A 12,671-nucleotide genomic window follows, 5' to 3' on the forward strand; every position below is an offset into this window, starting at 1 on the left:
TACAAACTGTTAAACTTTGTTTTAAATTTTAATGCCAATTTTGTTGAAAAAACATACGACAAAACAAATGAAAAGTGACATTCAGGTCCCCAAAAACCTTGGTTTTTGATAGATAGATGTGTCTATAGAGTCTAACTTTTATTACATAAAAAATTAATCAAGAAACACGTTCCTAATTGAATACGGTTTCTTTCGAAGCTAAAAGGAAGGATAAAATCATCTATGACCGTGCCGTCGAATTACTTCAGAAAGGCAAGTCCGCGATGGATATTCACCGAGAAGTCGGTCTTGCACGGAATACGATTTTTCTATTAAAAAAGAGATGATAGAAAAAGAAAAAGCTTGATAAACGGTTAAACCGTCATCAAGCTTTCTGATTTTTATTCTATGATTTCTAAAAAGAGGCAGATTGTTTACTAAATCAACTGTTTGAATAGAAACATTGATTACTGATACGTAAAACTACCGATAAAACCGTAAAGGAGATATGCACGATTACAGGAGTTAGTCAGGCTGCGTTTTATCGCAAGCCAAAGGAAATGGAAAAAGATAATTCATAACAATTGAAAATTATTACATATTTGACCTCTCAATCTGCGAATCGTTTCCGGACTCCCTTTAGAGATGCTGGTTTTTTTATTGGATTTTGTCTAATCACAATTAAAGTCGATAAATTTAATAGGTCTGACACTTCTTCTGTTGTAAGTCTATGCATGATTTATCCCTGCTGCTTTAATATACATCTGCCATTACCGTGCGGGATACAAAGTGGCGTTCCAAACAGTGGGTCTGTTATTATTTCACAGTTCATATGAAATACATTTTGTACTAGTGAGCAGTTAATGACTTCTTCAGGGGGACCTTGAGCGAATACTTTTTTATCTTTAATGGCGACTATATGATGAGCATATCGACAAGTTAGATTTAAATCATGGAGAACCATTACAATTGTCCGGTTTTTTCTTTTATTCAAATCAAAAAGCAGGTCAAGAATTTCAATTTGGTGAGCCATGTCAAGATAAGTCGTTGGCTCATCGAGTAAAATAATCTCTGTCTCCTGAGCTAAAGTCATCGCAATCCACGCTCTTTGACGTTGACCACCAGAAAGAGAATCGACTGGTCTTTCTTTAAATTCAATCATATCTGTTGCATCAAGAGCATCCTGTACGGCTTTTTCATCGGCAGGAGACCATTGTTTCAACCAATTTTGATGAGGGTATCTGCCTTGCTTTATAAGCTGTAAAACAGTCAAGCCTTCCGGTGCGGCTGGACCTTGAGGTAAAATCGCCAGCTGTTTTGCAACATCTTTCGTCGACTGTTTGGCGATAGATTTCCCTTCAAGCAATACAGATCCTTTTTCCGGCTTTAATAATCGAGCTAATGATTTAAGTAGTGTAGATTTCCCACAACCGTTACTGCCGATAAAAACACTTATTTCCCCGTTAGGTATCTCTAAATCAAGTTCATCTATGATAATCGTTTCCCCATATGACAATGTTAATGCTTGAGTTTCGATTGCGCTCATAGGATGTCGCCCCTTTTAAAAACTTCTAGTTTTATACAATAGGTAAATAAAGTATGGTGCTCCAATCGCCGCTGTAAATACACCAGCTGGAACTTCCAATGGTGCGAATAACGTTCTGCCTATCAAATCTGCCAACATGACAAGTAACCCGCCGATAAATGCTGCTACAGGCAGCAACGCTCCAAAAGATGAACCGACCAACCTTCTTGCAATGTGAGGAGCTATTAAACCTACAAATCCTATGCCCCCTGCAAAAGCAACAGCACTGCCTGTTAAAGCTGTACTAAGAAGAAGTAATAAAAAACGGTTTTTTTGAACATTACTTCCTACACCTGTTGCTATCTCGTCACCAAGTTCCAGAATGTTAATACTTCGTGAGGATACAATACTGATTAAAACAAAAACCAGCGTAATTGGTGCTAAAATGCGAACTTGTTCCCAAGTCGCTCCATAAACAGATCCCGTAATCCATACATTTGCTTCAGAAGCGCGATAGATCGGCCCTTGAATCATAAGAAGAGTCGTTACAGATTGGGCCAGCATACTCATTCCGATTCCAATTAAAACAAGCCGAAACGAAGATGCACCCTTTTTCCATGAAAGAAAATAAACAATTAAACCAATTAACGTAGCGCCCGCAAAAGCAGCTACAGGAAGCCAATGAATACTAATAGTCAGTGAGTTGCTTTTATCACTGAATAAAGCAAAGAATCCAACAATCGCGGTAGATGCTCCGCTTGTAAATCCGATAATATCAGGTGAGGCCAGAGGATTTCTAATTAAACCTTGGAGGATTCCTCCAGCACTGGCTAGACAAATTCCTGCTAATAGGGCAATTAATATCCTTGGCATCCTAAACGATTGAACTACAAGTAAATCCATTTTCTCCCCATAACCTAATAAGGCCCTAAACACTTGAAAAGGATTTAGCATCACTTCACCAATACAGACACTCGTGAGTAAAACGATCACTGTCAAAACGGCAAGGGTAGTAATAACAATTGCTGCCTTTTTATTAAGCAGCAAAGAAACAAAGTTTTTTCCGAGTCTAAAAGACTGATATTTTTTCATGACTTTTGAAACCCCCTGCGTGCGAGGTAAATAAAGAATGGTGTTCCGATAAAGGCTGTCATCACTCCAACAGGGACTTCATTAGGCATGATGATATAACGGGCTCCAATATCTCCAGATAACAATAAAATTCCGCCTAAAACGGCACTATAAGGTAAAATCCATCTATGATCTGTTCCTACTAAATATCTGGCAAAGTGAGGAACCACAATTCCAATAAAACCGATTGGTCCAGCAATAGAAACGGCACTTCCTGCAAGAAGAATGATCATTAGTGCTGCCAAAATCTTCACACTGCCCGTTCGTTGACCAAGACCTTTGGCAATATCCTCTCCCATAGTTAATACGTTAATCTTTGGAGCCAATAACAAGCTCCCGATAAGACCAACAGTAACGTATGGTAGAACGGCATACAGCATCTCCATCTTTCTTCCTTGAACAGATCCTGCTAACCAGAATAAGACTTGTTCAAGCGCTGCTTCATTCACTGCTAATAATCCTTGTGTCAGTGATGAAAATAACGCGGCCATTGCAGCACCTGCTAATGTTAGTTTTACGGGTGTCAATCCTTCCCTTCCGACTGCCCCTACAAAATAGACGGTAAAGGCCGCCACCGCAGCTCCCAGAAAAGCAATCCAAGTAAATGATTGCAATGAATTATTTTTAAAGATAGCAACTGCCGCGACAACAAAAAAACCAGCACCCGCATTAATACCGAAAACACTTGGTGAAGCTAATGGGTTTTTCGTTAACGCTTGCATGAGTGCTCCCGCCACTGCAAGACATGCTCCTACAACTGCCGCAATGACTGCTCTGGGCAATCGGACACTTTGCAAAATAACATGTTCATTTGTACCATCAAAAGATGTAAATGCTTCATAGGCCATCTGCCACGAGGTATCTGTATATCCATAAACAATGCTTGCACAGACCCCAAACAATAATAGTAGGACACTTAAAAATAATGTAAAAATCTTAGCAATGCTTGATTTCAACAATATAATTCCTGCTCCTTATAACTACTTTTCAACTAAACTAAGTTCATTGAACTAAATATCAAATACTCTGAAAATCATTTTCAATTAACTTTATTTGTTCATAACTTCTCAATTTCCATGTATAGGATCCATACCCACCTTTCAAGCCTTTAACAACTATAATCTCAAAACCTATCATATTCGCCCAGATCTTATTTGGTAAATAAGTGTTCTATTTTATCTGTAAGTAAATCCCAATATAGTCTAGCAGTTACAGCATAATAAAATGCATTTAAAAACACCAACTAACACCAGGTTCCCAACTGTAAAAATACTCTTATTTGCAGTTATCAAGTTGTTTATGATGTTCTGAAACACAAATACATGCAAAGCTTTTCTATCATGACTTACGTTACTGAAACTCACTTCTATAACCTCAATTACCTTGCAATACTTTATATTATGAATGGAAAGAGAGAATGTAATAGGTCACATGTTGGATTCTAATAAAATAGGTTTGGGATTTGAGAGTCTTTTAAAGCTTTCGTTTATATTAGCTGAAAAAAGGGACTCATCCAATTTTTGCTTTATCAGCGAGTGTCAGTTTCCTCCTTTTTACTAATCTCATAGATTATATAAAAATGGGAATCATCAAGGGTTTATAAATAATGCGAGAGAAACAACATATGGAGCGTTTTAATAATATGAATCCTTTTATTAATAAAAATTATTATCATATGGGGGTTACACAAGTGAAAGCTAAGAGTTGGCTTTTATATTTCGTTTTACTGTTAACGTTTGCTGGTTTCGTTGCATGCGGTAATAATAATGGTGAAAAAAATACAGAGTCTGCGGAAGGCAATAAAGAATCATCCTATACTGTTGAACATGCTATGGGTACTACGGAAGTTCCAGAAAATCCTGAGAAAGTTGTCATCTTAACTAATGAAGGAACTGAAGCTCTATTAGCAATCGATGTGAAGCCTGTTGGAGCTGTTCAGTCTTGGTTGGGAGATCCATGGTACGAGCACATTTCAGCTGATATGAAAGGCGTAGAAAATGTAGGACTTGAAACTGAACCAAGCTTAGAAAAAATCGCTTCCCTAGAGCCCGATCTTATCATCGGTAATAAACTGCGCCACGAAAAAATCTATAACAAATTAGAAGCCATTGCACCAACTGTTTATTCTGAAACACTTAAAGGTGAATGGAAAGAGAACTTCGAATTCTACGCAAAAGCATTAAATAAAGAAGAAGATGGGCAAAAAGTCATTGAAGAGTATAATAACCGTGTAGCTCTGTTAAAAGAAAAACTCGGTGATAAAACAAATCAAGAAGTGTCTGTCGTTCGTTTCTTGGCAGGTCAAACACGTATTTACTACACTGACTCCTTTTCTGGAGTAATCCTAGGAGAATTAGGATTTAAACGCCCTTCACACTTAGAGGAATTATTTTCCACACAACCTGACGATCAATTTGCTTTTATGTCTGAGAACAAAGAAATTATCCCTGAAATGGATGGAGACATTATGTTCTATTTCACTTATGCAGACGAAGCAGCGAAAGCAGATGCTGAAAAGTGGGCAGAAGATTGGAAAAAAGATCCACTATGGCAAAACTTAGAAGTCGTTAAAGCAGACAATGCGCATAAAGTAAGTGATACGATTTGGAATACTGCTGGTGGAGTAAAAGCAGCTAACTTAATGTTAGATGATATTGAAAAATTTTTTTTAGAACAATAAAGTAAAATTACTTTAAAGTTATATAACTGTAATCCCGTTTTACCCCTTTCTTCGATTTTTGTTGTAGTTTTAAATCATTAGCTATAATCTTTAATTCAATACCTTATAATTTTACTTTTTTAGTCTAAATTATCTATTAATGCTATTAAAGAACTAAGGATTCATTTAGCACTCTAGATAGTCAAAATCAAATTTCCCTTTAATCAGTTCATGATCTTTTATCACCAAATAATGTCACTTTGTTTGATAATTTGCGCTTATATTAAGTGTTATTTTGCACATCCAACTTTAAAAACCCAGCTAATCTTCTCTTGTGAAGGTAGCTGGGTCTCTTAATTATTTACATCCATTCATTTATAGAACAATCATGATCGGTTTTGTAAAAAAGCGACTGCTCATTGTTCAGCAATCGCGCCCCTTTGTTGAAAAACGAAAATATGAATTGTTGCTGGTTGCTTGCTGTAAAACGTTAACTAGACTTTAGCCATAGGATATCCCCCATTCAAAGCGGAGTATTTTGTTATATTTCAAAACACTTAATATATAAAGATCAATTTTTTTATCACTATAACAAAGAAATAGTACAATCAATGTTATTTCACTTTTAAGAAAACCGCCTCATGTCTTGATTGAGTCTGATTACTTTATCAATTCATAAATCAAATTTTTGTCAGAAAAAAGAAGCGTTCAAAGACATTGAGTTATACTTTACGCTTCATAAAAATAAAAACTATGTGCTTACATTTTTAACGGTTCAGGTAACTTAAACAATTACTCTATCCTTTTACTACACAATCTGGCCCGATTTATTTTTTTAAAATATATATGACGAAAAATAACAACACCTTATAAAATCAGGTGTAGCTATTAGGGATATATAATGTTTTGGGCTTAAAGTCGTTCCATATTAGAGCTACATTGCTTTTTGTTCATATCAGTTCAATAAGCCTTGTTCAATTAAATGGCCCGATTGTTGAAGGAATAGCAAATACCTTAATATCATTAAAAAGGGAGCTATCCGATTAAGGATTCGCCCCTGTTCGTTCAATAACAGCCAATTAAAGATTAACCTTCTCAAAATGTTCAACTGTCGGGAAGGGATCATAAAAATGATGTAATTGCTTTTTCCATTCTTGATACTCGTTTGATTGTCTAAATCCAACTGTATGATCTTCTAATGTTTCCCATTGCACCAGTAATAAATATTTCCCCTTGGCTTCCATACAACGCTGTAATTCGTGAGATACGTAACCTTTCATTGAAGAAATAATTTCTGATGCTCTAAGAAAAGCTTCTTCATATTCAGCTTCCATTCCATCCTTAACTTGCAGCATAACAGCTTCCAATATCATTTCATCCACCCTTTTTCAATCAGTCATACTTTTTGTTGAACTATTCTGCGCATTAGGAAGAATTCAACAAGAAGAGCGTAAATCCTTCTTGGATTAACGCTCTCATTAAATGAACATGAATAATAGTTATTTCTATCCACATATTTTAGGACTATTCAAGGTTTCTTGCTGTCTTTGAGGTTTCAAGGTCAACCTTTATTTGTTCGCTTAAATCATAAGGATGATAATACCCCTTTGAAACCATATAGTGAGAGATTCTTTCATGTGTTTCTACAGCAGCTTTTAATTGTTGTCTTAAGGCAGCTCTCAATTCAGGAGTTGCTGTTTCTGTAATGGCGACTGCAAGATTCCTTACCCAATTTCCAGTTTGCCAATCCCGCTGCGCATCGCTCCAAGTCCTGAAAGCAGCGCTGCTCCTGGCATATCTCTGCTTCCCGCTAAAAGAAGACCAGTTCCGTAGGTTCCTTTGTGACCTGAAGCCTCTCTTTTCGGAAGGGTCGTTCTTACGTTTTCCTCTGTCCAAAATGGATGAGCTGTCATTTAGGTTACCTCATTTCTAATTTGCGGATAGCTCCCCAACACGCGGACGGGCAGCACGGTACCATTGAAGGCAGAGAATGAAAATAATCACAATATCTATGACGTCTCCGCCGTAGTACATTAGCATTCCAGAAGCCTCGGCCTGCTCAAGGGACACTTCATTTGGCGGATAAGCATAAATGAACTTAGACAAAATTCCGTGGCCTCCGAACGCCAGCACCAGCACAATCATACGATAAGCAAAGCTCGTCCTATGCGGTGCAGGATCAATATAAATCATAGAGACGGTGAACAAATACCCCGCTAAGAAAACATGAAGATGTATAACGATATGGAGAATGGAATGCTGATGCATGGCCGGGTATAAATCCGTCGTATAAAGGAGCCAAAGTCCTCCCACATTCAGCAAGGAAGCAGTGAGAGGATCACTTAATATCCGTATTGGCAAGCTTTTCAGAACACTAGTGAGCCTTCTTGCCTGATTCACCTTCAAGGTTCGCAGGAAGAGAGTCATTGGTGCGGCAAGCACCATGAGAAGCGGCGCCAGCATGCCGAGGAGCAAATGTCCGAGCATGTGCGCGGTAAAATCCATGTGGGCACGGTTGGCTAAAGGACCGCTCACCGCAGAAAAAGCGCAAAAAATCCCAATAAACCAAAAAACGGACCGGGAAACAGGCCATTTTCTTCGGCTGCGGTTAGAGATCGATACAGCCATACCGTACAAAACCAAAGCAGCGACAAACGGCAGGGCCAATAGTAATTGAGGTCCGATTCCGATCAAATGATGTGAATGATGCATACTAATCAGCTTTCCGCTTTTTTGTCCGGACGATGAAAATGATCCCGGCAATCAGCATCAACGCTGCGATGATATTCCAGATCCAATCATATATGTACACATGATCCACGTACCGAATCTGATGAAGCCCCATCAGCTTATGCTGAACTGTGCCGTCATACAATTGAAAAGCCCCGGCCCCAGACAAGACACCGCCCCACCACCTCTTGATCCACAAGGCATTCCGGCGTCTTAGATCCGCAAACAGAAATAAACCGCCAATTGTCGCAAGCCAGCTGAACGCATGAAACAGACCATCCGAGACTAATCCGATATCCGTTGTGGATTTATCATAAAAATGATGCCAGTGCAGCAGCTGATGAAAAATGGTTTCATCAATAAATGCCACAAGACCCAGGCCAAACAAAATGCCTGAAAGCAGATTCCGGGAAGAATATGCCTCCCTTTGAGCCGATTGTGCAGGATCCATAACGAGGTGCCTCCATTCCAAATGTTTACTACTAAAATTCCCCATTAAATATCGGACATAAACATCTATATTGAAATGGACTGAGATATCATATAAAAGCACAAAACTGAAATCCTCTCTGATGCATGTATCCTTTTATAAAATCAGCCCTCCGCCCTATCTGCAAATGCATCTGCGGGCCATCCCAGCCTTTCTTTTCGATTGATAGACTGAATAGGCTTCATAAAAATAGTGAAAGGAGGATCTTTATGAAAAAAGCTGGACCCGCCGGATTGAAATGGCTCAAAATTGCTCACATTCTGCTCATCTCCCTATTCTTTGGCGGAATCATGAGCTCATTAGCGCTGAATTATGGCATGTCACTGGCCGTTTATACAGATACGCTTTCAACGTACAAGCACCTTGTTGAAATCAGCGATTTGATTGTTCGGACCGGTGCCATTGGAACGATGCTTCTTGCATTTATTTATGGTTTTTTTACAAATTGGGGATTTTTCAGGCACCGCTGGCTTACAGTGAAATGGGTTCTTTTCATCCTGCAGACTCTCATTGGAATTTTTATCATCGACAAACTGATGATGACAAACATGGTTCTTCTTGAGGCTAAAGGCAGCGCAGCTTTAAGCAATGCCGGTTTCATTCAGAATCATTCCATCAGACAGTACGCCGTCATTCTTCAGATTGCCATTACCATTTTTATCATGATCATTTCAGTCTGGAAGCCGTGGAAAAAGAAAAAGCATCATAAAAAAGATGCTGTCATCAATTAAAGACAGCACCTTCATCAATCAGTTGACCCTCGCCGCCTACACCCTGCAGACAAGTTATCACCATAGCGGTGCAAGTTAACACTTATTCAGGTATGCCTGCTTTATTTAATGGGAAAAACCGCAGCTTTACTTCACCAATCATTTCCTTCGCAGAAACCGCGCCTATCTCACGGCTGTCCCTGCTTTGTCTCCGGTTATCTCCCATGACAAAGTAGGCGTCTTCAGGAACGATTTCCTGAAAGTCTTCAGTCAGCAGTTCACCCTCAGGGAGTTTCTGCTTGGATGCAGCCAGATAAGGTTCATCGTATTTCTTTCCGTTAATGTATAAAGTATCCTGATTCATTTCTACCGTATCACCTGGAAGTCCGATGACACGCTTGATGTAATCTTTTCCTGGCTCCGGCGAGTGAAAGACTACCTTGTCAAAACGCCCGATTTCGCTCGTTTTGGAGATAATCAGCCGGTTTTGATCTTCAAACGTCGGCTGCATGGACTTTCCTTCCACCAAGACCGGCGCGAAAAGGAATTCCCTGCAAATAAAAGCAAGAACGACGGCAAGCAGGAGCGATTTCGTCCAGCTCCAAATTTCCTTTTTCATGTTTTCCTTCATTGCTTCCCCTCCATTTCAGCTTGCATTTTTCCGCCCTGAAAAAAAGAAGCCGTCAGCAAAAAGAAAATCCCAAGCCCCGTACCTGCAAGCATGGCGTAATCAATGATGGAATTCAGCGCCATACCTCCTGCAATAGAGGCTGAAAAGAGACAAAGAAACACAACCGTCCAATTTTTCATGCGATCCCGCCTTACGATTTATTTTTTGAAGATCCGAATGCTATTCCAAAAACAATCCCGATTGCAATTCCCATAGCAAGGTTATCAAGGGCAATGCCAATTCCGGCTCCAAGTGCGATCCCAATGGCCAAACCTGTTCGGTTCTTTTTTTCAGGACTCATTTTCATCCGCTCCTTTATATTACTATTTACGAAAGATCACAGCGGAAAGTTTCAAAATGTTATTGAAGCTATTTTTATCATGCCATAAATAAGGAGCGATGTCCCTTATGAAACATGCGGCGGCTGCCCTCAGACCATCTATGGAGGGCATGAATGAAAGAAGGCGGCACCTCATATAAGGGCCGCCTCTCCAGTTTTCTAATAATTTATTTATATGAATCTGAAAGTGCCCTAACTTCAGTGTTCGAAAGTGATCTTTTCCATATTTTAAGATCATCGATCGTTACAGTCGCTCCGCCATACCCTTTATTGCCGTCTGCGCCAATTATGATATTAAAGGCGGTATCTAAGCTGTTTTCCCCTAGCTTAGAGAGATCCAGAGCAGCTTTTTCGGACACCGTCAACATACACTTTTCCAGCATGATTCGTCCTGTCTGCAGTGATTGTGAACAAATGCCACTCGTTTCCAACCGAAGTTGCCCGAATATCAGATCTGTTTATGCCGTCACTTACATTAAGTGTCATGCTGTTTGTAACGGCTGGTCCAATATACCATCCTTGATTTCCGCCGCTGCTCAGTTTTTATTTGAGAGGACGGTTTGATCACCTGCAAGGCTTCCTGTATGCCAAAATGATACCCTCCTTTTATACCATATAAAAACACACAAAAAATATTGTTTTAGTTTTATTTATGTGTGTTTAATTGCATTTTAAGAATACTATATTAATTCAATAAGCAATTTTTATTAATTTTATGTAAATAAATCCTAACATGATTAACATTCAAAGATTATTAACCCTTTCAACTGAATGCGTATTTTTTGATTCTATTACCTTCAATCAGTCAGATTGCTATTTTGCTATATGCGGATAAAACACAGATTTAGAAGAATCTCTCTATTGAAAACTGATAAATAACAACAATAAGAGCACGATCATCATATAGACCATGCTTACTTGTTTCTTCAGGATTTGATTGTACTTTATACTTTTGCTCTCATACCTTCTTAAAAAATATTCCTTTTAAATAAAAACTCCCTCTGCAGGCATGCAGAGGGAGCATTGGTTTTATACGAACAGATCAAACAGCAATACCGTTCCAAAAGCGATAAATGACAGCAATGTTTCTAATACAGTCCATGTTTTAAAGGTTTCTTTTACAGTTAACCCCAGGTATTCTTTTACCAGCCAGAAACCGGCATCGTTTACATGGGAGAACATAAGCGAACCTGCTCCAGTCGCAATGACCAATAATTCCAAGTTCACACCGGACATGTGCTCAATAATTGGTGAAACGATGCCGGCAGCGGTTGTTAATGCAACCGTTGCAGAACCTGTCGCAATTCGAATTAATCCTGCTACCATAAATGCTAAAACAATGGGAGATAAGGATGCCTGCTCAGACATTTGAGCAATTGAAGTGCCTACACCGCTATCAATAAGAATTTGCTTAAACCCGCCTCCTGCACCGATGATCAGAATGATTGAACCAACCGGAAGCAGGCATTCGTCCGTTAACTTCTTCAATAAGTTTTTATCGAAACCTTGGCGAAATCCAAGGAAGTAGTAGGCTGCAAAACAAGCAATTAGAAGGGCCATTACTGGACTGCCGATGAATAGGCAGAATTTCACGGCGCCATCAGGCAGTGCCATATAAGGCGCAACAACCGACAGAATCATTAAGATTACAGGTAATAAGATGATAACGAATGAAATTCCTGTACCCGGTAATTTTTTTGATGCCGTATTAATACGGATCAGCTCCGGCTCTCCTTCAGGAATCACGCGTTTGTGCACCCATTTCGCAAATAATGGTCCTGCAATGATGGCTGCAGGCAGCGCTATAACAAGAGAATAAATCAGGACTTTTCCCATATCCGCATCATAGATGCCGATTGCGGTCATTGCCCCCGGATGCGGCGGAACAAGACCATGTACAATGGATAATCCTGCAATAACAGGCAGTGCGATTAATAAAATGTTTTGTTTCGTAGTTTTATAAATTGAAATGACCAGAGGCAATAAGATCACAATTCCCACTTCAAAAAATACCGGGATTCCAATAATAAAGCCTGAGAAAAGCATTGCCCACGGCAATCTCTTTACACCAAAGAACCGAATGAAAAAATCTGCTACTTGCATTCCGGCACCTGAATCTGACATCAGCTTTCCTAGAATTGTGCCTAGCGCCAAAATCCCAACTAGGTGACCTAAAACGCTTCCAACACCAGTTTCATAAGCTCCAATGATTTTATCCATTGATAATCCAGACATAATGGCCAAGAACAAGCTTGCAACCGTTAAACTAATAAACGCATGCCATTTCCACCATGCTACTCCTAAAATAACAATCACAATAGATAAAAAAGTAACCATTAATAGATACATTTCCATATTAAATTCCCCCTCCCCTATACAGAAAACGCTTTCAAAAGCCCGTCAGGAAAAGGTGCTGCATCCCTTTTTTCCCGCGTTT

Annotated in this window: 16 protein-coding genes and 2 pseudogenes; 4 read left to right on the forward strand and 14 right to left on the reverse strand. The window is 39.2% G+C overall.

Annotation, left to right across the window (positions count from 1 at the left end; genetic code table 11):
- Positions 1 to 176: 176 nt before the first annotated feature.
- A complete protein-coding gene (locus QFZ72_RS29675) occupies positions 177 to 326 on the forward strand; it encodes a helix-turn-helix domain-containing protein (RefSeq protein WP_373464644.1) in 150 nt (49 codons plus the stop codon).
- Positions 327 to 452: 126 nt separating this feature from the next.
- Positions 453 to 560 (forward strand): annotated as a pseudogene (locus tag QFZ72_RS29680) (recombinase family protein); the annotation flags it as partial.
- Positions 561 to 589: 29 nt separating this feature from the next.
- On the opposite strand, the gene QFZ72_RS26550 reads toward QFZ72_RS29680, so the two are convergent.
- Genes QFZ72_RS26550 through QFZ72_RS26565 form a run of 4 tightly spaced genes read right to left on the reverse strand, consistent with a single transcriptional unit; the run spans position 590 to position 3,597 of the window.
- On the reverse strand, positions 590 to 715 hold the full coding sequence (locus QFZ72_RS26550) for a hypothetical protein (protein WP_307439281.1): 126 nt from the start codon (positions 713 to 715) through the stop codon (positions 590 to 592).
- A gap of 3 nt (positions 716 to 718) precedes the next feature.
- Complete coding sequence (locus QFZ72_RS26555) at positions 719 to 1,525, reverse strand: ABC transporter ATP-binding protein (RefSeq protein WP_307439283.1); 807 nt, start codon at positions 1,523 to 1,525, stop codon at positions 719 to 721.
- A gap of 15 nt (positions 1,526 to 1,540) precedes the next feature.
- Entirely contained in the window at positions 1,541 to 2,596 is a 1,056-nt protein-coding gene (locus QFZ72_RS26560) for a FecCD family ABC transporter permease (protein WP_307439285.1), read from the reverse strand.
- A complete protein-coding gene (locus QFZ72_RS26565) occupies positions 2,593 to 3,597 on the reverse strand; it encodes a FecCD family ABC transporter permease (RefSeq protein WP_307440027.1) in 1,005 nt (334 codons plus the stop codon). Before QFZ72_RS26565 ends, QFZ72_RS26560 begins: the two co-directional genes overlap by 4 nt.
- A gap of 713 nt (positions 3,598 to 4,310) precedes the next feature.
- On the opposite strand from QFZ72_RS26565, the gene QFZ72_RS26570 reads away from it, so the two are divergent.
- On the forward strand, positions 4,311 to 5,315 hold the full coding sequence (locus tag QFZ72_RS26570; protein ID WP_373464723.1) for an ABC transporter substrate-binding protein: 1,005 nt from the start codon (positions 4,311 to 4,313) through the stop codon (positions 5,313 to 5,315).
- 1,058 nt (positions 5,316 to 6,373) lie between these two features.
- On the opposite strand, the gene QFZ72_RS26575 is transcribed toward QFZ72_RS26570, so the two are convergent.
- From QFZ72_RS26575 to QFZ72_RS26595, 5 genes and pseudogenes are all read right to left on the reverse strand, one after another.
- Complete coding sequence (locus QFZ72_RS26575; protein ID WP_252200976.1) at positions 6,374 to 6,667, reverse strand: antibiotic biosynthesis monooxygenase family protein; 294 nt, start codon at positions 6,665 to 6,667, stop codon at positions 6,374 to 6,376.
- Positions 6,668 to 6,818: 151 nt separating this feature from the next.
- Complete coding sequence (locus tag QFZ72_RS26580; protein WP_307439292.1) at positions 6,819 to 6,977, reverse strand: spore coat protein; 159 nt, start codon at positions 6,975 to 6,977, stop codon at positions 6,819 to 6,821.
- Between the two features lie 44 nt (positions 6,978 to 7,021).
- A pseudogene (locus tag QFZ72_RS26585) lies at positions 7,022 to 7,207 on the reverse strand (NAD(P)H-hydrate dehydratase); the annotation flags it as partial.
- Between the two features lie 16 nt (positions 7,208 to 7,223).
- Entirely contained in the window at positions 7,224 to 8,012 is a 789-nt protein-coding gene (locus QFZ72_RS26590; protein ID WP_373464724.1) for a cytochrome c oxidase assembly protein, read from the reverse strand.
- Positions 8,008 to 8,475, reverse strand: coding sequence for a DUF2243 domain-containing protein (locus QFZ72_RS26595; protein ID WP_307439297.1), 468 nt, complete (start codon positions 8,473 to 8,475; stop codon positions 8,008 to 8,010). Before QFZ72_RS26595 ends, QFZ72_RS26590 begins: the two co-directional genes overlap by 5 nt.
- 248 nt (positions 8,476 to 8,723) lie before the next feature.
- Between QFZ72_RS26595 and QFZ72_RS26600 the strand changes: the two genes are divergently transcribed.
- Positions 8,724 to 9,245 (forward strand): DUF2269 domain-containing protein, encoded by a 522-nt coding sequence (locus tag QFZ72_RS26600; RefSeq protein ID WP_307439299.1) that lies wholly within the window; start codon positions 8,724 to 8,726, stop codon positions 9,243 to 9,245.
- An 82-nt stretch (positions 9,246 to 9,327) separates the two neighbouring features.
- On the opposite strand, the gene lepB is transcribed toward QFZ72_RS26600, so the two are convergent.
- The 5 genes from lepB to QFZ72_RS26625 all read right to left on the reverse strand — a co-directional run bounded on the left by lepB (position 9,328) and on the right by QFZ72_RS26625 (position 12,589).
- Positions 9,328 to 9,855, reverse strand: a complete 528-nt coding sequence (lepB, locus tag QFZ72_RS26605) for a signal peptidase I (protein WP_307439301.1) — start codon at positions 9,853 to 9,855, stop codon at positions 9,328 to 9,330.
- The gene (locus QFZ72_RS26610) at positions 9,852 to 10,034 is read right to left on the reverse strand and encodes a hypothetical protein (protein ID WP_307439302.1); all 183 of its coding nucleotides are present in this window, start codon (positions 10,032 to 10,034) and stop codon (positions 9,852 to 9,854) included. The genes lepB and QFZ72_RS26610 overlap by 4 nt, the downstream gene beginning before the upstream one ends.
- 11 nt (positions 10,035 to 10,045) lie before the next feature.
- The gene (locus tag QFZ72_RS26615; protein WP_307439303.1) at positions 10,046 to 10,195 is read right to left on the reverse strand and encodes a glycine zipper domain-containing protein; all 150 of its coding nucleotides are present in this window, start codon (positions 10,193 to 10,195) and stop codon (positions 10,046 to 10,048) included.
- Between the two features lie 206 nt (positions 10,196 to 10,401).
- Positions 10,402 to 10,617 carry a LamG domain-containing protein gene (locus tag QFZ72_RS26620; RefSeq protein ID WP_307439305.1) on the reverse strand — a complete coding sequence of 72 codons (216 nt, stop codon included), beginning with the start codon at positions 10,615 to 10,617 and terminating at the stop codon, positions 10,402 to 10,404.
- Positions 10,618 to 11,263: 646 nt separating this feature from the next.
- A complete protein-coding gene (locus QFZ72_RS26625; RefSeq protein WP_307439307.1) occupies positions 11,264 to 12,589 on the reverse strand; it encodes a GntP family permease in 1,326 nt (441 codons plus the stop codon).
- Between the last annotated feature and the right edge of the window lie 82 nt (positions 12,590 to 12,671).

It is taken from the genome of Bacillus sp. V2I10 (assembly GCF_030817055.1).
Taxonomy (GTDB): Bacteria; Bacillota; Bacilli; order Bacillales; family Bacillaceae; genus Bacillus_P.